Below are 19,296 nucleotides of genomic sequence, written 5' to 3'. Positions count from 1 at the left end.
CGCGGCAGGCATCGGCACACCGAACGCGACGCGAATGAGAGAGGAACCGGGCGCACGTGACTGACGAAGGACAGGTACTCGCCGGGCGCTACCGGGTGGGTCAGCTCATCGGTCGCGGCGGCATGTCCGACGTCCACGTCGGCCAGGACACCCGGCTCGGCCGCCAGGTCGCGATCAAGCTGCTGAAGCCGCAGCTCGCGACCGACCCCGCGTTCCGCATGCGGTTCCGCCAAGAGGCGCAGTCCGCCGCGCGCATGGCGCATCCGACGATCGTGCGCGTCTTCGACGCCGGCGAGGAGACCGTCGCCGACGCCTCCGGCCACGAGGTGCAGCTGCCGTTCATCGTCATGGAGTTCGTCGAGGGCCGGCTGCTCAAGGACATCATCCACGACGGTCCTCTCGAGCCGGCGGCGGCCGTGCGCGTCATCGACGGCGTGCTCACCGCACTGGAGTACTCCCACCGCGCCGGCGTCGTGCACCGCGACATAAAGCCCGGCAACATCATGATCACGACCACCGGCCAGGTGAAGGTCATGGACTTCGGCATCGCCCGAGCCGTGTCCGACTCCTCGACCACGGTGGCGCAGACCACCGCGATCCTCGGCACGGCCTCGTACTTCTCGCCCGAGCAGGCCAAGGGCGAGACCGTCGACGCGCGCACCGACCTCTACTCGACGGGCGTCGTGCTCTTCGAGATGCTCACCGGTCGGCCTCCCTTCCGTGGTGACACCCCGGTCGCCGTCGCCTACCAGCACGTGAGCGAACGCCCGGTGAAGCCGAGCGTCATCAACCCCAAGGTCTCTCCGGCGCTCGACGCGGTCGTCATGCACGCGCTCGTGAAGACGCGAGACGGCCGCTATCAGACGGCCGCCGAGTTCCGCGCCGACATCGACACCGCGGCATCCGGGCGTGTGCCGGTGCACCAGCGTCCCGACGAGTCGAACATGCTCTTCGGAGCCCCAACGGGCTCGCTCTCGACGTCCGAGCTGGCGCTGCGACAGCTCACCGAAGACGAGACGATGACGCGCACCCAGCGGCGCCCACCGGCGATCTGGATCTGGTCGGGCATCATCGGGGTCATCGTCATCGTGATCGCCGTCATGTACTGGGCCTTCAACCTGCAGCCGACCGTCGAGGTTCCGTCGAACGCGCGCGAGGTGCCCGCATTCGTGGACACGACCTACGAAGACGCCGTCGACCAACTCCAGGAGCTGGGCCTGCCCGCCTCGCGCATCGACGAGAACAATGCCGAGATCACGGCCGGCAACGTGATCCGCACCGATCCGCCGGCCGGCGAGATCGTCGATGCGAGCACGCCGATCACCATCTACGTGTCAGCGGGTCGCGAGTCGGTGAAGGTTCCCGACGTGAAGAACTCCGCGCTCGAGCAGGCGAAGAAGAGCGTGACCGACGCAGGACTCGTGGCCGGCACCGAGACACGCCAGACCTCTCCGACCGTGGCCGCTGACGTCGTGCTCGGCAGCGACCCCGAGGCCGGCACCGCGGTCGAGGTCGGGTCCACCGTCAACTTCCTCATCTCGAACGGCATGGTCACGCTTCCCGACCTCACCGAGCAGACGCTCGACGCGGCTTCCTCGCTGCTCTCCGCCGAGAACCTCCAGCTGACACCGGTGCCCAAGCCCGACCCCGGGTGCGCGTCGCAGCCCGGGTCGCCGGTGACCCAGCAGTCGCTCTCGCCCGGAGATGTGCCGCAGCACTCCTCGGTCGAGCTCACCTACTGCGCCGGGTAGCGACTGGCCAGGGTCAGTCGGCGACTGGCCAGGGTCAGTCAGCGACCGGCCAGAGTCAGTCCGCGGCGCGCAGCAGCGGATTGAGGCCGGCGGCCCGCTCTGGTGCCTCGGCGAGGCCGGCGACGGCGAGCCAGTTGCCCAGCATGAGGTACCCGCCCTCGGTGAGCACCGACTCGGGGTGGAACTGCACGCCGTAGATCGGTGCGTCGACATGGCGCAGGCCCATGATCACGCCGCCCTGGGTGCGACTCGTCACCTCGAGCTCGGGCGGCATCGTGCCGTCGACCACGGCGAGCGAGTGGTATCTCGTCGCCGTGAACGGCTGCGGAACGCCGTCGTAGAAGTCGCTCTCGTCGTGCGAGATGCTCGACGTCTTGCCGTGCATGAGCTCCTCGGCATTCGTCACGACCCCGCCGAAGGCCTCGGCGATCGCCTGGTGGCCGAGGCACACGCCGAGCAGCGGCGTGTTCGACGCCAGTGCGGCGCGCACCACCGGGATCGAGACGCCGGCGTCGGAGGGCTTGCCCGGGCCGGGCGACAGGAGCACCGCGTCGTACTCGGCGATGCGTTCGGCGACCTCCGACTCGGGGAAGGCGTCGTTGCGGAACACCTCCGTCTCGGCCCCGAGCTCCTGCAGGTAGCCGTTCAGGGTGTAGACGAAGCTGTCGTAGTTGTCGATGACGAGGATTCGGGTCATTGGTCCACCGTGACGTCGATCGGGTTGACGATGCCGTCGACCCAGGGGAACACCCACGTGAAGAGGGCGTAGACCGCCGCCGCGATGAGCAGCAGCAGCAGGATGATGCGCAGCCAGATCGGACCGGGAAGAACCCGCCACAACGCTCCGTACAAGCTCACGACCCCCAGGTTGCGACGATGTCGGCGATCTCCGCCGGTGGTCCGGCGGAGGCGGGCTGCCACGAGTCGAGCACGCCGTAGGCCACGAGGCGCTCGGCCGTCGAGTACAGCGGGTTGCACGTGGTCAGCGTGATGATGCGGTCGGTCGGCTGCACCGTCGGCTGGTGCGGCACTGCGGCGAGCACATCGACCGTGTCGGGTGTCACGTACTCGAAGTCGCGGAAGCGGTAGGTGTACCAGCCGTCTTTCGTCTGGATGTAGATGGGGTCGCCGAGCTGGAACTGCTCGATCTCGTGCATGCCGCCGCCGTAGGCGCTGCGGTGCGACGCGATCGCGAAGTTGCCGACCTGGCCGGGCATCTGCGTGCCCGGGTAGTGCCCGACGCCCGTCTCGAAGCTGTTCAGCACGTCGGTGCTGTAGCCCTCGGCGATCTGGCGCACCGAGTCGTGGGTGCCCGGCGCATCGAAGCGGGGCACGTACATGACCGCGAAGGCCTCGCCGTGCGGATACTCGGCCGGTCCGACGACGGGATCGCCGTAGTCCTCTGGCGTCGGCACCGGCTCGTCACCGCGCTCGGCGCGCGCCTGCTCGTTCCAGTCTGCGCTCTGCGCGGATGCCGCAGCCGACTGCTGACCCGCCATGATCGCGTCGTTCCACCAGAGTTGCCATCCGAGGAACAGCAGGATGAGCACACCGGCCGTGAGCAGCAGCTCACCGAAGACGCCGACGACGCTGACCCGGTGACGCGGCTTGGCCGCGCCTGCTTCCGCGCCGCGTCGCTCGCGGTCGCGACGGCGACCCTCGGGCAGCGACTCGGACATGAGGACGATTCTATTCGGCCTCGAGGACCCCCGGCTGTGAGTCGTGCCCGCTCTCGGATAGAATCGCCCGCATGGCACGTACGAAATCCTCCAAGCCCGCACGCGCGGAGCAGACGAGCGGCGAAGAAGCCCCGAACCCGGTCTGGTTCAAGCCCGTCATGTTCGGCTTCATGCTGCTCGGGCTCGCGTGGATCATCGTCTTCTATGTGAGTCAGGGCAAGCTGCCCATCGCCGACCTCGGCTCGTGGAACATCCTCATCGGGTTCGGCATCGCGTTCGTCGGCTTCCTCATGACGACGCGCTGGCGCTGAACCTGCTCCTCTGAACCACTGAAACGGGCGGATGCGACATCCGCCCGTTTTGTGCACCCTGAACCCGTCTCAGCTCCTCGAACGCGCGACAATTACACGCGTGTAACTCTCTCCCCAGTTGTGGATGGAGCTGTGGATAATCAGAGCGAGGCGAGCTTCGCCTCGGCGACGACCGTGCCGACGACGAGGAGTACGACGGTGAACGCGATGAGGAGTGCGATCTGCATTCCGCGGCGTGCACGGTTTCTCGTCTCGAGGTAGATCAGCCCCACCAGCGCGCCGCCGACGAGCCCGCCGAGGTGCGCCTGCCATGAGATGTTCGCGCCCGGGAGGAACCCGATGCCGAGGTTGATCGCCAGCAGGATGTAGAGCTGGGTCATGTTGCCGCCGAGGCGTCGCTGGATCACGACGAACGCACCCATCAGGCCGAAGATCGCGCCGGAGGCGCCCAGCACCCAACCGAGCGGCGCCGCGAGCAGCACGACACCGACGGAGCCTGCGAGGCCGCTGATCAGGTACAGCGCGAGGAACCGTACGCGACCGAGCATGGGCTCGAGCAGTTGTCCGAACAGCCACAGCGTGTACATGTTCAACAGCAGGTGCAGGATCGAGGCGTGCAGGAACACGCTGGTCAGCGCGCGCCATGGCTCGTAGGTCTCGAGCGACATCGCCTGCGGCGTGAAGGCGAAGTAGTTGGCCATGAACGATCCGGTCAACCACTGCAACACGTACACCACCACCGAGATGCCGATGAGGGAATACGTGACGACGGGGGCACCGCGTTCTGCGGCAGCCCGGAACCGCGTGACGACCGCCGGCTTCGTGCGCGGGGCCGAGGCGCGCTGTTCGCGCATGCACTCGGGGCAGATCACGCCGACGGGCGCAGGTGTCTGGCATTCACCGCACACCGTGCGCCCGCAGCGCTGGCAGAGTACGAAACTCTGACGGTCGGGATGCCGGTAGCAGAAGTTCGCGCGATCAGCGCCGGCATCCGTCACCTGATCGTCAGACCTGCTCGACGGTGACGCTCTCGATGACGACGTCGTCGAGCGGGCGGTCACGGCCGTCGGTCGGCACGGAGGCGAGCTTGTCGACGATCGCCTGGCTCGCGGCATCCGTCACCTTGCCGAAGATGCTGTGCTTGCCCTGCAGCCACGTGGTCGGGCCGACGGTGATGAAGAACTGCGAACCGTTGGTGCCGCGGCCGCCCTGGATGCCGGCATTGGCCATGGCGAGCACGTAGGGCTCGGTGAAGTCCAGCTCGGGGTTGATCTCGTCGTCGAACTGGTAGCCCGGTCCGCCGATGCCCTGGCCGAGCGGGTCGCCGCCCTGGATCATGAAGCCGGGGATGATGCGGTGGAAGACGACGCCGTCGTAGAGCGGGTCGTTGGACTTCTGGCCGGTGGAGGGGTGGGTCCACTCGATCTCGCCGGTCGCGAGGCCGACGAAGTTCTTCACCGTCTTCGGTGCGTGGTGTCCGTAGAGGTCGACCTTGATCGGTCCGAGGCTGGTGTTGAGCGTCGCGACTGCAGTGTGAATCGGCATTCCCATATTCTGTCACGCACTGATTCGTCAAGGGGAACGGGCGTTTGCGACTCCCACCTCGCTTCCAGCCGTTTCGGTGGCAAGATGGAGTGATTCGCTGCACATCGATGGAGGGTCAGATGAGCCTGTCACGCAAGCGCCAGAAGGAACTCAAGCGGCTGCGCAGTAGTGCCGAAGATCTGTGGGGAGACCAGCAGCAGGTACTGGATCGCGCAAACGCCGTTGCACGTGAGGTGAGCCGCCAGTTGAGCGCGCTCACGCATGAGGAGGTCGTTCCGCGCGTACGCACCGGCTACGAGAGCTACGTCCGGCCCCGCATCGGCCAGGCGCGCGATCTCGCCGCAACTGCCGGCGATGGCGTGGAGCGCACCCTCGGCTCCGCGCTCGGTTCGGTGCTGTCGATCGGCGACATCGCCAACGACGCCCGCGTGCGCCGTGCGGTCAAGCGCGTCTCGCCGACGGCTGCAACCGTCGTGTCCAAGAATCGCGGCCCCGGCTTCGGCTCCTACCTCGCCATCGGCGCGGGCATCGCCGTCGCGGCGGGCATCGCCTACGCCGTCTGGCAGACGTTCCGTGCCGACGACGAGCTCTGGGTCGCCGACGACGAGCCGGCGACCGCCAGCCCGTCTTCGCCGGCTCTCTAGCCGCACCCTGCGTCGTTGAAAGGTCCCGCCAGACGGCGGGACCTTTCGCGCGCCTACTGGCGATCGCGACGAGTGATCGGCCGCCTCCTCGCCACGTCGCGACGCGCTGCTGCGCTGCTGCGCCGGCCCTGAACGGTCAGGGCCAGCACTGAAGTTCGATCGAATTCGCGATTCGCGCTTGCGCTCCCTGTGAATATGCCGGTATGTTCGTGAACCGGCGAACGCGCCCCGAACCAAGAGAGGAGTTGAGTCCCATGAACAAGCACATCATCACTGATCGGCACATCGGATTCCTCCTCGTTTCCGCGGCCGGCTGAATCGTCCTCGGCATCGCGCACCAGTGTGCGTGATCGTCGCTCCGCCCGATCGGGCGTGAGGCTCGTCTCCACCCGCGACCACGTCGCATCCGGAGCCTCGATCCCTCTCGACTGATCTCGCACGATCCGCGCCATCGCGCCGGATCGCCTCGCTGCCTTCAGCTGCGCCTCGCACGTGCGACGAGCGCCGCTGCCGTGCCGCCGTCCCTCGCGCCTCAGGCGCGACAGTGAACCTCTCCCCCCGCCGGCGTCCGTCGCGCGGATCTTCACCTCCAACGAAGGAATCATCGTGAACACCACCTCACTCACGGCCACCCGCCCCGTTCCGGGACGAGCGACCATGTACCAACCGCGGGCCCTCGGCCTGCAGGAACGAGCGGCGCGGCGACTCGGCCTGGCGCTCCTCCGATGGAGTCGACGTCGCGAGGCGCTCAACTCCCCCGAGACCGTGCTGCTCCGCCGACACACCGAACTCGAGATGCAGAACGCCACGGCCGAGCTGCAGCGCAAGCTCGCCACGCTCGGAAACCCGGTCGTCTGATGAGCTCGGCAGGCGGCGGCAAGCCCCGTCACGGATCGGATCCGGGTCACCGCGACTCGATCCGGTCCGTGCACGGCCGCGTACACATCCGCCCTGAGGCCGCGCACGGTCCGTCGGCACCTCGCCGAGAGCGGAGCGTCGTGCGACGCTCGGCTGTCGGCGTCGTGCCGACGGCGTCCGTGAAGGCGCCGCTCGGAGGCCGATCGGAGTCAGGCCGGCGAGGGCACCCCGTCGGCCGGCTCCTCGGCGTTCAACCGCAGTGCGACGTCGACGAGACCGACCTTCTTCAACGACGACAGCGAGTCGAGTGGGAACCACCTCGCCTCATCGCTCGACCCGCCCACCTCGTTGCGCAACGTGCCACCCGTGACGTGGGCGCGATAGACGACGCGCATGGCGTACAGGGGCGCCGAACCGCTGATGCGCTTGGCGGCCGGCACGATCATCGTGTCGATGCCGAGCAGTCGCTCGACGGCCGCATCGTGACCGGTCTCCTCACGGACCTCGCGCACTACGGCCACGGCGGGGTGCTCCTCGCCCTCGATGCCTCCACCGGGCAGGGTCCAGCCGGATCGACCATGCTCGTTCCAGTGGGCGAGCAGGATCTCGTCGTCGCGGATGATGACGGCGTACGCGGCGATGCGAATGTCCATCCGCATACTGTAACCGTTGCGCGCGGAGCACAGCCGATGCGGCATAACGACGAGGTGCCGGCGAGAAGAGATCGTCGCGCGGCGAGAAACTGTGGAGCCTAGGAGATTCGAACTCCTGACATCCTGCTTGCAAAGCAGGCGCTCTACCAACTGAGCTAAGGCCCCGATTCGGATGCCAGTGGCATCCGATGTATGGAGTTATGGAGTGGGGATACGAGGACTTGAACCTCGGACCTCTTCGTTATCAGCGAAGCGCTCTAACCGCCTGAGCTATATCCCCGAATTTCGGCCGTGGAAAAGACTACCTGAAGGTCGCCGAGAATCCGAATCGAGCCGAAAAGGCCATCAGTTGTTGGTGAATCCGACGAGGATGCCGCCCGTGATCTTGACGCTCAGGTTGTACAGAACGGCCAGGATCGCACCGAGTGCGGTGGTCACGACCAGGTTCAGCAGCGCCGCGACGATGGCGAATCCCATCACGTTTCCGAGCGAGAGCACGGCCGTGAGGTCGGTGCCGGCACCCGCGACATCCTGCACGAGGGAGTTCAGGTTCTCGAAGATGCCCGTCGAGCTGAGCACGGTGTGCACGAGGAACGTGACCACGATGCTCACGACCGCGAGCGCGACCGCGATCAGGAACGACAGCTTCACGGCCGACCAGAAGTCGATGTAGACCAGACGCAGGCGAACCTGCTTGGCCGCCGGTCGGCGGTTCGATTTGCGTGCGAGCTTCTCGGCAACGCTACTCATAGACGGTTACTCCTCTCCCGTGGTCTCGTCCGCTTCAGGTTCTGCGGCTTCCTCCACGAGATTCCGTTCGGAATTCTTCGCGATCGCGATGATCCGGTCGGCTTCGGCGAACTTCGCGAAGACGACGCCCATCGTGTCCCTGCCCTTGGCGGGAACCTCGGCGACGTCAGAGCGTACCACCTTGCCACTGGCAAGAACCACAAGCACCTCGTCGGTGCGCGAGACGATCAACGCACCCGCCAGGTCGCCACGATCGTCGTTCAACTTGGCCACCTTGATGCCCAGTCCGCTGCGCTGCTGCTTGCGGTACTCCTCGATGCGGGTGCTCTTGGCGTACCCGCCCTCGGTGACGACGAACACGTACGTATCGGTCGGACTGAGCTTCTGGCCGGCCACCTCGCCCGCGGCATCCGGAGCGGAATCGATCGCCTCGGGCACTGCATCGGGGTCGGAATGGGCGACGACGGATGCCTCGAGCAGGCTGTCTCCGTCGCGGAAGCTCATGCCCTTGACGCCGGAGGTCGAGCGGCCCATCGGCCGCAGCGCCTCATCGGTCGCCTCGAAGCGGAGCGACATGCCCTTGCGCGACACGAGCAGGATCTCGTCGTGCTCGTCGGCGAGCATGGCCGAGACGAGCTCGTCGCCTTCGCGGAGGTTGATCGCGATGACACCGCGCGCGCGGTTCGTGTCGTAGGCGGTGAGTTCCGTCTTCTTCACGAGGCCGTCGCGTGTGGCGAGCACCAGGTACTGCGCCACGGCGTAGTCGCGGATGTCGAGGATCTCGGCGACCTGCTCGTCGGGCTGGAGCTCGAGGAGGTTCGCGAGGTGCTGGCCCTTCGCGTCGCGGCCACCCTCCTGCAGCTCGTACGTCTTCGCACGGTACACACGGCCCATGTTCGTGAAGAACAGCAGCCAGTGGTGCGTGGTCGTGACGAAGAAGTGCTCGACCACGTCGTCGGCGCGAAGCTGCGCGCCCTTGACGCCCTTGCCACCCCGGTGCTGCGAACGGTAGTTGTCGCTGCGCGTGCGCTTGACGTAGCCGCCGCGCGTGACGGTGACGACCATCTCCTCTTCGGGGATGAGGTCTTCGACCGACATGTCGCCGTCGAAGCCGGGCATGATCTGCGTGCGGCGGTCGTCGCCGTACTTGTCGACGATCTCGGCGAGCTCTTCGGAGACGATCGTGCGCTGACGCTCGGGCGACGCGATGATCGCGCGGAAGTCGGCGATCTCGATCTCGAGCTGAGTCGCCTCGTCGATGATCTTCTGGCGCTCGAGCGCGGCCAGGCGACGCAGCTGCATCTCGAGGATCGCACGCGCCTGCAACTCGTCGATGTCGAGCAGCCCCATCAGGCCGTCACGCGCCTCTTCAACAGTGGGCGAACGACGGATGAGGGCGATGACCTCGTCGAGCGCGTCGAGCGCCTTGAGGTAACCGCGTAGGATGTGCATGCGCTCTTCGGCCTTGCGCAGGCGGAACTGGGTGCGGCGCACGATGACGTCGATCTGGTGGTCGACCCAGTGCGCGATGAAGCCGTCGATCGAGAGGGTGCGGGGCACTCCGTCGACGATCGCGAGCATGTTGGCGCCGAAGTTCTCCTGCAGCGGGGTGTGCTTGTACAGGTTGTTCAGCACGACCTTGGCGACGGCGTCGCGCTTGAGCACGAGCACGAGGCGCTGGCCGGTGCGGCCCGAGGTCTCGTCGCGGATGTCGGCGATGCCGCCGAGCTTGCCGTCCTTCACCATGTCGGCGATCTTGATCGCCAGGTTGTCGGGGTTCACCTGGTAGGGCAGTTCGGTGACGACGAGGCAGGTACGGCCCTGGAGCTCTTCGACCGAGACGACCGCGCGCATGGTGATCGAGCCGCGGCCCGTGCGGTAGGCGTCGTTGATGCCCTTGACGCCGAGGATCTGCGCCCCGGTCGGGAAGTCGGGACCCTTGATGCGCTGGATCAGCGCCTCTTGCAGCTCTTCGCGGGATGCCTCGGGGTGCTCGAGGTACCACTGGGCGCCGGATGCCACCTCACGCAGGTTGTGCGGGGGGATGTTCGTGGCCATGCCGACGGCGATGCCGACCGAGCCGTTGACGAGCAGGTTCGGGAACCTCGCGGGCAGGATCGACGGCTCCTGCGTGCGGCCGTCGTAGTTGTCCTGGAAGTCGACGGTGTCTTCGTCGATGTCGCGCACCATCTCGAGCGCGAGCGGAGCCATCTTCGTCTCGGTGTATCGAGGGGCTGCTGCGCCGTCGTTGCCGGGCGAGCCGAAGTTGCCCTGCCCGAGGGCGAGGGGGTAGCGAAGGCTCCACGGCTGCACGAGTCGCACGAGCGCGTCGTAGATGGCCGTGTCACCGTGCGGGTGGAACTGGCCCATGACGTCGCCGACCACGCGGGCGCACTTCGAGAACGCCTTGTCGGGGCGGTAGCCGCCGTCGTACATCGCGTAGATCACGCGGCGGTGCACCGGCTTGAGGCCGTCGCGCACGTCGGGCAGCGCACGTCCGACGATGACGCTCATCGCGTAGTCGAGGTACGAGCGCTGCATCTCGAGCTGCAGGTCGACCTGGTCGATGCGGCCGTGGATGCCGTGGCCGCCGGTGGTCTCTTCGCCGCCCGCGCCGGGCTCGATCACGTCAGATGTCAAGGAAACGCACGTCCTTCGCGTTCTTCTGGATGAAGTTGCGGCGGCTCTCGACGTCTTCGCCCATCAGGGTCGAGAAGATCTCGTCGGCGGCGGCCGCGTCGTCCATGGTGACCTGCAGCAGCGTGCGGGTCTCGGGGTTCATCGTGGTCTCCCACAACTCTTGGTGGTTCATCTCGCCGAGACCCTTGTAGCGCTGCACGCCGTTGTCCTTCGGGATGCGCCATCCCTTCGCCTGGCCCTCGACGAGCAGCGCGTCGCGCTCCCGGTCGGAGTAGACGTACTCGTGCTCGGCGTTCGTCCACTTGAGGCGGTACAACGGCGGCTGCGCGAGGTACACGTAGCCGAACTCGATGAGCGGGCGCATGTAGCGGAAGAGCAGGGTGAGGAGCAGCGTCGTGATGTGCTGGCCGTCGACGTCGGCGTCGGCCATGAGCACGATCTTGTGGTACCTGGCCTTGTCGGTGTTGAAGTCCTCACCGATGCCGGCGCCGAACGCCGTGATCATGGCCTGGACCTCGGCGTTCGCGAGGGCGCGATCGAGCCTGGCCTTCTCGACGTTCAGGATCTTGCCGCGGAGCGGGAGGATCGCCTGCGTCTCGGGGTTGCGGCCCTGCACGGCGGAACCGCCGGCCGAGTCGCCCTCGACGATGAAGATCTCGGAGATCGACGGGTCCTTCGAGGAGCAGTCCTTGAGCTTGCCCGGCATGCCGCCGGACTCGAGCAGGCCCTTGCGCCGCGTCGCCTCGCGCGCCTTGCGCGCCGCGAGGCGAGCGGTCGCAGCCTGGATCGCCTTGCGGATGATCTCGCGTGCCTGGGTCGGGTTGCGCTCGAACCAGTCGCCGAGCTGGTCGGCCGTGACCTTCTGCACAAACGACTTCGCCTCGGTGTTGCCGAGCTTGGTCTTCGTCTGGCCCTCGAACTGCGGTTCGCCGAGCTTGACGGAGATGACCGCGGTCAGGCCTTCGCGGACGTCGTCGCCGGAGAGGTTCTCGTCCTTCTCCTTGATGATGTTCTTCTCGCGCGCGTAGCGGTTGACGAGCGTGGTGAGCGCGGCGCGGAAGCCCTCTTCGTGGGTGCCGCCCTCGTGGGTGTTGATGGTGTTCGCGTACGTGTGCACCGACTCGGAGTACGAGGTGGTCCACTGCATGGCGACCTCGAGTGCGATCTTGCGATCGGGATCCTCGGACTCGAACGAGATGATCTCGTCGTTCACGACGTCGTTCTTCTTCGAACGGTTGAGGTACTCGACGTAGTCGACCAGGCCGCGCTCGTAGAGGAAGGTGTCGGTGCGCGGCGCGGCGGGATCCGCCTCGTGCTCCGCGGTGTCTTCGTGGGAGACCTCATCGTGCCCGGCCCGGAGGTCGGTGAGCGTGATGCGCAGGCCCTTGTTGAGGAACGCGTACTGCTGGAATCGCGTTCGGAGCGTCTCGTAGTCGAACTCGACGGTCTCGAAGATGTCGGTGCTCGGCCAGAACGTGATGGTCGTACCGGTCTCGTCGCTCGCCTCGTCTTGCGAGAGCGGAGCGTCGGGGACGCCGACGGAGTACGACTGACGCCACGCGTGTCCTTCGCGCTTGACCTCGACGTCGAGGCGGGTCGAGAGGGCGTTCACGACTGATGAGCCGACACCGTGCAGGCCGCCCGAGACGGCGTAGCCGCCGCCGCCGAACTTGCCGCCGGCGTGCAGCACCGTGAGCACGACCTCGACGGTCGACTTGCCCTCGGACTTGTGGATGCCCACGGGGATGCCGCGACCGTTGTCGATGACACGCACCCCGCCGTCAGGCAGGATCGTGACGTCGATGGTGTCGGCATAGCCTGCAAGCGCCTCGTCGACGGAGTTGTCGACGATCTCGTAGACGAGATGGTGGAGGCCTCTCGGCCCGGTCGAGCCGATGTACATTCCCGGCCGCTTGCGGACCGCTTCGAGGCCCTCGAGAACCTGGATCTCGTCCGCGCCGTATTCAGGCGCGCGCTCGGCCTTCGTGGGTTCCGCTGTCATGGGTGAATCGGGCTCCAAACCGTCGTACAAGCGACTCTCGATCCTATCAAACAGACCTGCGCGAGCAGCCCGGAATTGCCGTTCTCAGACGATCTCGCACCTCCGTCGACCGAATTTGCCGTCTCAGCCGTAGGTATCGCGTGGACCACGCCCTGGAATCGATCTGGGGCCCCTTTTCCAGGTGGGGGCGTCCGGCCCTTGAAAGCGGATGCTCTCGACTCCGGCCTCCGGGTAGCGGTCGAGGATGCGCGTGACGAGATCGGCTCGGAGCAGTCTGAGCTGGGTCGCCCACGCCGTCGACTCGCACCGCACCTGCAGCACGCCGTGCTCGATGCCGATCGCATCGGAGTGCGCCGCGATCTCCTCACCGACCAGGGACGACCACGATGCGAGCAGTTCATGCTGCGACAGCGGCGCGCTCCAGCCGAGTTGCGACGTCAGCCCGTCGATCGCATCACCGAGCGGCCGCGGGTCGCGGCCGGGCGTGAAGGGTTCGCTGCCTGAGCGTTCGCGCACCTTGCGGCGGGCACGCGAGGAACCGGAGCGCGGCTGCCCTCCGAACACCTCGCGGAAGTGTTGGTAGACGCGCAGCGACTCGGACTCGGCGGGCTGCTCAGCCATCGGCCGCTCCCCCGGAATCGGCCTGCGCGTCGTCGACCACGGTGCCCCGGTCGATGCGGATCACGCGCGCCACCAGGTGTTCGGGCACGTCTTCGAGCACGGCCGCCGTGACGAGCACCTGCTCGTAGTCGCCGATCGCCGCGGCCAGGCGCTCTCGGCGTGTGCGATCGAGCTCGGCGAAGACGTCGTCGAGCACGAGCACCGGGTCGCCGGTCGCGGAATCACGGCGAAGCAGGCGAGCGGATGCCAGTCGCAACGCGAGTGCGAACGACCACGACTCGCCGTGGCTGGCGTAGCCCTTGGCCGGCAGCCCGTTGAGCATGAGCAGCACGTCGTCTCGGTGCGGCCCGACGAGCGTGACCCCGCGCTCGAGCTCTTTCGAACGGAGCACGCGGAGCGCTTCGGCGAATCGCAGCGCGGTCGTGGAGGTCGGCGAGCCCGAGGCATCCGGAACCGACGACTCGGCGGGGTCGGGCTCGGGGGTGCCGGAATCCGAGCCGTCGGCATCGGGATCTGCGCCGTCGATCGAGAGCATCGACCGCAGCTCGGGCCGGTGATCGTCGTCGACGATCGAGGCGTACGCCTCGGCGAGCGGAGCGGCGAGCTCGTCGACGAGCGCCGAACGACGGTCGATGAGCTCGGAGCCGAAGTGCACGAGACGTTCGTCCCAGATGTCGAGGGTCGTGAGCTTGTCGGCCGCGAGCCCGCGAGCCCTGGCACTCTTCAGCAGCGTGTTGCGCTGGCGGAGCACGCGGTCGTAGTCGGCCATGACGCCCGCGAGCCGTGGGGTGCGCTGCACGAGCAGTTCGTCGAGCAGCCGGCGACGCACCGAGGGCTCGCCTCGCACGATCGCCAGGTCTTCGGGTGCGAACAGCACACTGTGCGCGTATCGCGGCAGCTCGCGGGTCTTCACCGGCGAGCGGTTCAGCTGCGCCCGGTTCGCGCCCTTGCGGTTCAACTGGAGTTCGAGCAGCAGTTCGCGTTCGGCATGCGCGAGCAGTGCTCGCACGATCGCGGCATCGGCGCCGGCCCTGATGAGCGCCTGGTCGTTCGAGACGCGGTGCGATCCGAGCGTCGCGAGGTAGCCGATCGCCTCGACGAGGTTCGTCTTGCCCTGGCCGTTGCGGCCCACGAAGACCGTGGTGCCGGGGCCCAGCTCGAGTTCGGCGCGCGCGTAGTTGCGGTAGTCGGTCAATGAGAGCCGGACGACGTGCACGTCAGCTCCCTTCGATTCGAACCCGGTCCACGCTACTCGCGCCCGCCGACACGATTCGATGCGCGAGCGACGACCGGCGGTGCAGCGAAGCCGGAGCCGGCCCTCGAACCCCGCCGTCGAACGGATGCCGCGTCTCGCGACCTCAGCGCAGCAGCAGGTTCGGCTGCAGCAGGTAGCGGTACGTGTCGGCGCCGGCCTGTTCGCGCGAGGTCTGGCTCGTGATCAGCACCGGGCCCGGCTTGTTCGGGTTCTCGGTCTTCGTGAACGAGATGCGCACGAACTCGGAGTTCACGGCGCCCAGGCCGTCGAGCAGGAACTGCGGCTTCAGCGAGACGATCGTGTCGGCGCCGGTCACGATCGCGTCGATGCTCTCTTGGGCCTGGGCCTGCTCGCTGCCGATCGCCTCGAGCGTGAGGCCGTCGGAGGTGAACGTGAAGCGGAGCGCGGCCTCGCGCTCGAGCACGAGTGCGACTCGGCGCGTGGCCTCGATGAGGTCTGCCGTGTTCATCACCGCGTAGTTGTCGACCGTCTCGGGGAACAGTCGGCGAACCGGCGGGAAGTTGCCCTTGATCAGCAGGCTCGTGACGGTCTTCTTGTCGGCGCTGAACGCGATGAGCTCGCGGTCGTCGCGGCTCGTGATCGAGACCGAGATCGTGCCCGAGTGGCCGAAGGTCTTGCCGACCTCCTGCAGGGTGCGGGCGGGCACGAGCGCGGTGACGGTCTCGTCGGCAGCCGCGGTTCCGCCGACGGCGCCGCCGTCCCAGTTGATCTCGCGCACGGCGACTCGGTAGCGATCGGTCGCGACCAGGCCCAGGCTGTTCTCGCGCACCTCGAGCTGCACGCCGGTGATGACGGGGGTCACGTCGTCGCGCGACGCGGCGACGGCGACCTGCGCGACAGCGGCCGCGAACTCCTCAGCCGGCACGACACCCGACTGTTCGCCGATCTCGGGGATCGACGGGTACTCCTCGACCGGCATCGACAACAGGGTGAAGCTCGCGGAACCGCAGCTCACCGAGATGCGCGACTCCTCGGTCGCGATGCGGACGGGCGCGTTCGGAAGACGGCCGGCGATCTCGGCGAGCAGTCGGCCGGAGACGAGCACCGTGCCGGTCTCCTCGACGTCGGCCTGGATCTCGGTCTGCGACGAGACCTCGTAGTCGAACGAGGAGAGCACGAGACCGTCTTCGTTCGCATGGATGAGCACGCCGGACAGGATCGGAAGCGTGGTGCGCTGCGGCAGCAGTTTGACGGCGAACGACACGGCTTCGCTGAAGACGTCGCGATTGACCTGGAACTTCACGGTTCTCCTGTCGTGGAGGTGCTTGGTGGCTCCCATGCTATCCGCAGGGTGCTCGCCGTCGCCGAGGGAATCGATCGGGGCGAGCGAGAACCGACGGCCGACCGCACATGTTGTGGAGCCCTCTGGGATTAACCAGTTCTCTTAACGGTGTTAACCGTTGTGGAAACTGTGGATGGTGTTCGGAGATGCCCGGAACCGTGCCGATCGGAGGCCATCGCATCTGTGCACGGTGTGTGGATTCGTCGCGATCCGGGACCGGTCATATCTGCACGCCGTCTGCAGTTCTCCACAGGCCTGTGCGAAAGGTGCACAGTGTTCAGGCGGTTGCTCGTTAACAATCCACAAGCTGTCCACAGGTGTGGGATTCGGTTGCGGATGTCGCGTCCGCACGCATTTCGGGCGTGTCCGGCGTCGCCGAGCACCGCCGGCGTGGTCGAGGCGCCGTGATGCGACATCCGATCAGCGGTAGCGGCTGACCTGCTTGATGCGCGCGGTCAGCTCGGTCACCTGGTTGTAGATCGACCGGCGCTCCTTCATGAGCTCGGAGATCTTCTTGTTCGCGTACATGACCGTGGTGTGGTCGCGGTTGCCGAAGAGCTGCCCGATCTTCGGCAACGACAGGCTCGTGAGCTCGCGACACAGGTACATCGCGATCTGGCGTGCCGTCGCGACGGCCTGCGAGCGGCTCGACCCGTAGAGGTCGTCGACGGTGAGCTTGAAGTAGTCGGCGGTGGCCGTGATGATGTCGACCGGAGCCACGACGTTGTCGGCGTCATCCGTGATCAGGTCCTTCAGCACCGTCTGCACCAGGGGCATGTCGACCGGCGTGCGGTTGAGGCTCGCGAACGCGGTCACGCGAATCAGGGTGCCCTCGAGCTCGCGGATGTTGCTCGACACCTTCGACGCCATGTACTCGAGGATCTCGTCGGGAACCTGCAGCCGCTCGGACTGCGCCTTCTTGCGGAGGATCGCGATGCGGGTCTCGAGGTCGGGCGCCTGCACGTCGGTGATGAGGCCCCACTCGAAGCGGCTGCGCATGCGGTCCTCGAAGCCGGTGAGGTGCTTCGGCGGCACATCGCTCGTGATCACGACCTGCTTGTTGTGATCGTGCAGGGTGTTGAAGGTGTGGAAGAACGCCTCCTGCGTCTCCGCCTTGCCCTGCAAGAACTGGATGTCGTCGATGAGCAGGATGTCGATGTTGCGATACCGCTGCTGGAACAGCGACCCGCGGTTGTTGGCGATCGAGTTGATGAAGTCGTTCGTGAACTCCTCGGAACTCACGTATCGAACGCGGATGCCGGGATACAGGCTCATCGCGTAGTGGCCGATGGCGTGCAGGAGGTGGGTCTTGCCGAGACCGGAGTCGCCGTAGATGAACAGCGGGTTGTAGGCCTTCGCCGGCGCCTCGGCCACCGCGACCGCGGCCGCATGCGCGAACCGGTTGGACTGGCCGATGACGAAGCTCTCGAACGCGTACTTCGGGTTCAGCCTCGTGTCGCCAGGGCGATCGGGACTCGTGTTCTCGAACACCGACTGCGGCGAGGCCGGCAGGTCGACCCGATCCTCCATCGCGGAGAGCCCCATCGGGGATCCCTGCCCCATCGGGGACATCGGCTCGGGCTCGGGCGAGCGGGCCTCCTCGAGCTCGGGGTTGACGACCACGTAGAACGACGTGACCGGAGTCGGCGCCTCGATCACGCTCATCGCCGAGAGCAGCGAGACTCGCATGCGCTGGTTCAGCATCGTGGCCGTGAAGTCGTTCGGCACCTCGAGGTAGAAGGTGCCCGCCGCGATGCCCTTCGGCTCGACCAGGCTGAGGAATCCCTGGAGCATCGGCGTGATCGCCACGTCTTCGGAGAGTCGATCGAGGACCGACGCCCATGTATCGGTGATGGGCTGTTCGGTCATCTTTCCCCGCATTCTCGGTGCACTCGACATCCGCTCGTCGTCCCCCCGAACGACGGAGTGAGCGGCGCGAGGCGAAGTATTCACAGTGTTATCCACTGGCTGTGGGGAGATTCTGGGCGAAGCCCGTGATTCCGCGCCATAGGCTGGGGATAACTGGTCTCAAACGGTAGCGAAAGTCAGGCCTGTGGACAAATGCCGATCGAGGGATTCATGATTCTCGGCGTGTCTTTCCACAGGGATTCCGAAGGAACGAGAGATACTCTTTCGTTTGCACTACGCCGACTCGAACTGCGCCTGGTTTGACCCCGGGACCTCGAGGCCGTAGTTTTAATCAGTTGACCCCAGCCCATTGGGCACCCAGTTTTCCCGTCACCTCCTGGATCGGCACCGCCGAACCGTCTTGTGAGACGCGGAGATCCGAAAGTCGGAGAAGAAGAATGAGCAAGCGTACGTTCCAGCCGAACAACCGTCGTCGCGCCAAGAAGCACGGCTTCCGCCTTCGCATGCGCACCCGCGCGGGCCGTGCCATCCTGTCGGCACGACGCTCCAAGGGTCGCACCGAACTCTCCGCGTAGTCGTTCGGTGCTCGCCAAGGCCAATCGCATCACGAGCGCCGACGACTATCGAGTCGTCGTGCGCCGTGGTGCGAAGGTGGCGACACCGCACACGGTGAGCTACGTTCGCCCGCGCGACGCCGTCAGCGACGCGCGATTCGGCTTCATCGTCTCGAAGAAGGTCGGCTCTGCAGTGCGACGCAATCGCATCCGCCGTCGACTGAAGGCGGTGAGTCGCGAGGCGCTGCTCGCCGGCGCGCGCGACGTCGACGTGGTCGTTCGAGCCCTTCCCGGTGCAGCGGATGCCTCGTGGCCCGAGCTTCGTTCCGAAGTGATCCAGGCACTCGTGCGGCGACACGTCATCTCCGGTCTCGAACCCGACGCCCATGCGGCGCCGGGTTCTTCGAGCACCCCATCGTCGAAGACGGTGCATGATGCGTGATCTCGCGCTCTTCGTGGGACTCGTTCCACGCAACCTCGGAGTCCTCCTCCTTCGCGGGTATCGCGCCGCCATCTCTCCGCTCTACGGAGACGTGTGCCGCTACTACCCGTCGTGCTCGGCATACGGCCTCGGCTCCGTGCAGCAGCGCGGTCTCCTGATCGGCAGCGCCCTGACGGCGTGGCGCATCCTCCGATGCAACCCCTGGACCGCGGGTGGCATCGACGACGTGCGACCGCCGCGTCACGATCGCTACCGCACGACGACCTTCGGTTGGGTCGTGCCGGCGGGCATGTTCCCCAAGGCCGAAGCGGTTGCCGCGGCCTCACGCCTCGCCCACGAGCAGGCTCACCTGCAGGCCGACCACGCTTCCGGCGTCGCGGCCTCCCCCATGCTTCGCCCGCTCGATGCCGAGCCGGTGC

General features: G+C 66.8%; 19 protein-coding genes, 2 tRNA genes and 1 pseudogene. 7 read left to right on the top strand and 15 right to left on the bottom strand.

All coding sequences use genetic code 11. From position 1 onward, the window contains the following. The first annotated feature begins 56 nt into the window (after positions 1-56). Complete coding sequence (gene pknB, locus ASE68_RS00865; protein ID WP_157421477.1) at positions 57-1,751, top strand: Stk1 family PASTA domain-containing Ser/Thr kinase; 1,695 nt, start codon at positions 57-59, stop codon at positions 1,749-1,751. A 55-nt stretch (positions 1,752-1,806) separates the two neighbouring features. On the opposite strand, the gene ASE68_RS00860 is transcribed toward pknB, so the two are convergent. The 3 genes from ASE68_RS00860 to ASE68_RS00855 are packed head-to-tail and all read right to left on the bottom strand — an operon-like array spanning position 1,807 to position 3,430. Then, positions 1,807-2,448 carry an aminodeoxychorismate/anthranilate synthase component II gene (locus ASE68_RS00860; protein ID WP_055854107.1) on the bottom strand — a complete coding sequence of 214 codons (642 nt, stop codon included), beginning with the start codon at positions 2,446-2,448 and terminating at the stop codon, positions 1,807-1,809. After that, on the bottom strand, positions 2,445-2,609 hold the full coding sequence (locus ASE68_RS20010; protein WP_157421476.1) for a hypothetical protein: 165 nt from the start codon (positions 2,607-2,609) through the stop codon (positions 2,445-2,447). Before ASE68_RS20010 ends, ASE68_RS00860 begins: the two co-directional genes overlap by 4 nt. After that, positions 2,606-3,430 (bottom strand): class E sortase, encoded by an 825-nt coding sequence (locus ASE68_RS00855; RefSeq protein WP_055854104.1) that lies wholly within the window; start codon positions 3,428-3,430, stop codon positions 2,606-2,608. Before ASE68_RS00855 ends, ASE68_RS20010 begins: the two co-directional genes overlap by 4 nt. A gap of 71 nt (positions 3,431-3,501) precedes the next feature. Here ASE68_RS00855 and ASE68_RS00850 point away from each other — a divergent pair, with 71 nt between their 5' ends. After that, a complete protein-coding gene (locus ASE68_RS00850) occupies positions 3,502-3,741 on the top strand; it encodes a cell division protein CrgA (protein WP_055854101.1) in 240 nt (79 codons plus the stop codon). A gap of 140 nt (positions 3,742-3,881) precedes the next feature. On the opposite strand, the gene ASE68_RS00845 is transcribed toward ASE68_RS00850, so the two are convergent. Next, on the bottom strand, positions 3,882-4,595 hold the full coding sequence (locus tag ASE68_RS00845) for a rhomboid family intramembrane serine protease (protein WP_235480728.1): 714 nt from the start codon (positions 4,593-4,595) through the stop codon (positions 3,882-3,884). Positions 4,596-4,746: 151 nt separating this feature from the next. Next, positions 4,747-5,286: a peptidylprolyl isomerase gene (locus tag ASE68_RS00840; protein WP_055854096.1), complete on the bottom strand. Its 540-nt coding sequence runs from the start codon at positions 5,284-5,286 to the stop codon at positions 4,747-4,749. Positions 5,287-5,405: 119 nt separating this feature from the next. On the opposite strand from ASE68_RS00840, the gene ASE68_RS00835 reads away from it, so the two are divergent. After that, positions 5,406-5,930, top strand: coding sequence for a hypothetical protein (locus ASE68_RS00835; RefSeq protein ID WP_055854093.1), 525 nt, complete (start codon positions 5,406-5,408; stop codon positions 5,928-5,930). 606 nt (positions 5,931-6,536) lie between these two features. Then, complete coding sequence (locus ASE68_RS00830; RefSeq protein ID WP_055854091.1) at positions 6,537-6,788, top strand: hypothetical protein; 252 nt, start codon at positions 6,537-6,539, stop codon at positions 6,786-6,788. A gap of 209 nt (positions 6,789-6,997) precedes the next feature. Here ASE68_RS00830 and ASE68_RS00825 read toward each other — a convergent pair whose 3' ends face one another. The 10 genes from ASE68_RS00825 to dnaA form a co-directional block, all read right to left on the bottom strand. Further along, positions 6,998-7,441 (bottom strand): NUDIX hydrolase, encoded by a 444-nt coding sequence (locus ASE68_RS00825; protein ID WP_055854089.1) that lies wholly within the window; start codon positions 7,439-7,441, stop codon positions 6,998-7,000. A gap of 92 nt (positions 7,442-7,533) precedes the next feature. After that, positions 7,534-7,606: transfer RNA gene (locus ASE68_RS00820), tRNA-Ala, on the bottom strand. 41 nt (positions 7,607-7,647) lie between these two features. After that, positions 7,648-7,721, bottom strand: a tRNA-Ile gene (locus ASE68_RS00815). A 65-nt stretch (positions 7,722-7,786) separates the two neighbouring features. Then, positions 7,787-8,191, bottom strand: coding sequence for a DUF3566 domain-containing protein (locus tag ASE68_RS00810; RefSeq protein ID WP_055854086.1), 405 nt, complete (start codon positions 8,189-8,191; stop codon positions 7,787-7,789). Positions 8,192-8,197: 6 nt separating this feature from the next. After that, positions 8,198-10,732 (bottom strand): DNA gyrase subunit A, encoded by a 2,535-nt coding sequence (gyrA, locus tag ASE68_RS00805; protein ID WP_369800082.1) that lies wholly within the window; start codon positions 10,730-10,732, stop codon positions 8,198-8,200. Positions 10,733-10,820: 88 nt separating this feature from the next. After that, positions 10,821-12,833, bottom strand: a complete 2,013-nt coding sequence (gyrB, locus tag ASE68_RS00800; protein ID WP_055854081.1) for a DNA topoisomerase (ATP-hydrolyzing) subunit B — start codon at positions 12,831-12,833, stop codon at positions 10,821-10,823. Positions 12,834-12,956: 123 nt separating this feature from the next. Continuing rightward, on the bottom strand, positions 12,957-13,454 hold the full coding sequence (locus tag ASE68_RS00795; RefSeq protein ID WP_055854078.1) for a DUF721 domain-containing protein: 498 nt from the start codon (positions 13,452-13,454) through the stop codon (positions 12,957-12,959). Beyond that, complete coding sequence (gene recF, locus ASE68_RS00790; RefSeq protein WP_055854075.1) at positions 13,447-14,670, bottom strand: DNA replication/repair protein RecF; 1,224 nt, start codon at positions 14,668-14,670, stop codon at positions 13,447-13,449. Before recF ends, ASE68_RS00795 begins: the two co-directional genes overlap by 8 nt. A 142-nt stretch (positions 14,671-14,812) precedes the next feature. After that, positions 14,813-15,973, bottom strand: coding sequence for a DNA polymerase III subunit beta (dnaN, locus tag ASE68_RS00785; protein WP_055860413.1), 1,161 nt, complete (start codon positions 15,971-15,973; stop codon positions 14,813-14,815). A gap of 459 nt (positions 15,974-16,432) precedes the next feature. Next, on the bottom strand, positions 16,433-17,806 hold the full coding sequence (gene dnaA, locus ASE68_RS00780) for a chromosomal replication initiator protein DnaA (protein ID WP_369800081.1): 1,374 nt from the start codon (positions 17,804-17,806) through the stop codon (positions 16,433-16,435). 512 nt (positions 17,807-18,318) lie between these two features. Between dnaA and rpmH the strand changes: the two genes are divergently transcribed. The 3 genes and pseudogenes from rpmH to yidD form a co-directional block, all read left to right on the top strand. Next, positions 18,319-18,456: a 50S ribosomal protein L34 gene (gene rpmH, locus ASE68_RS00775; RefSeq protein WP_055854070.1), complete on the top strand. Its 138-nt coding sequence runs from the start codon at positions 18,319-18,321 to the stop codon at positions 18,454-18,456. Between the two features lie 7 nt (positions 18,457-18,463). Continuing rightward, positions 18,464-18,877 (top strand): ribonuclease P protein component, encoded by a 414-nt coding sequence (rnpA, locus tag ASE68_RS00770; RefSeq protein WP_082461750.1) that lies wholly within the window; start codon positions 18,464-18,466, stop codon positions 18,875-18,877. Next, a pseudogene (gene yidD / locus ASE68_RS20635) lies at positions 18,870-19,160 on the top strand (membrane protein insertion efficiency factor YidD); the annotation flags it as partial. The gene rnpA and the pseudogene yidD, both read left to right, overlap by 8 nt. Between the last annotated feature and the right edge of the window lie 136 nt (positions 19,161-19,296).

Source organism: Agromyces sp. Leaf222 (assembly GCF_001421565.1).
Classification (GTDB): Bacteria; Actinomycetota; Actinomycetes; order Actinomycetales; family Microbacteriaceae; genus Agromyces.
Note: the sequence above shows the minus strand (reverse complement) of the source record. Positions and strands in the feature narration are given on the sequence as shown.